This is a genomic window from Candidatus Nanopusillus massiliensis (assembly GCF_920984865.1).
The window spans coordinates 565,038-565,405 of the sequence record NZ_OV100765.1 but is presented as its reverse complement, the minus strand read 5'-3'; the positions used below and the strand labels follow the sequence as shown (position 1 = coordinate 565,405).

The following is a 368-nucleotide window of genomic DNA, read 5'->3' as shown; positions in this document are numbered from 1 at the left end:
ATAACAGAGTTTATTCTTATTTGATATTCAATGATTTCTCTGTTTGTTATTTCTAAATCTTTTTTATAATGTAACATTTGATATGATCCAGAATCTGTTTCAATAATTCCATCAAAATTTAGGAATTTATGTATATCTCCATCAAATTTTTTTCTATATAAAATATATGAATTTGTAATTATTGCATTAATTCGATATTTTTTTATTATATCTATTGGTAAAATATTTTTATATGGATTTATAACTGGAAAAGTAGAGGTGTCTCTAATTTTTTATTTTTATATCTAATAATTCCTATTCTTCCAGCTCCATCTCTATGTTTTATTTCAAACATTATTTTTATAATATAAGAAAATTTTATTTGGGGA

General features: G+C 20.4%; 1 pseudogene. It reads right to left on the bottom strand.

The features are described from left to right. A pseudogene (locus LUA84_RS05525) lies at positions 1-242 on the bottom strand (tRNA guanosine(15) transglycosylase TgtA); the annotation flags it as partial. Positions 243-368: the final 126 nt, after the last annotated feature.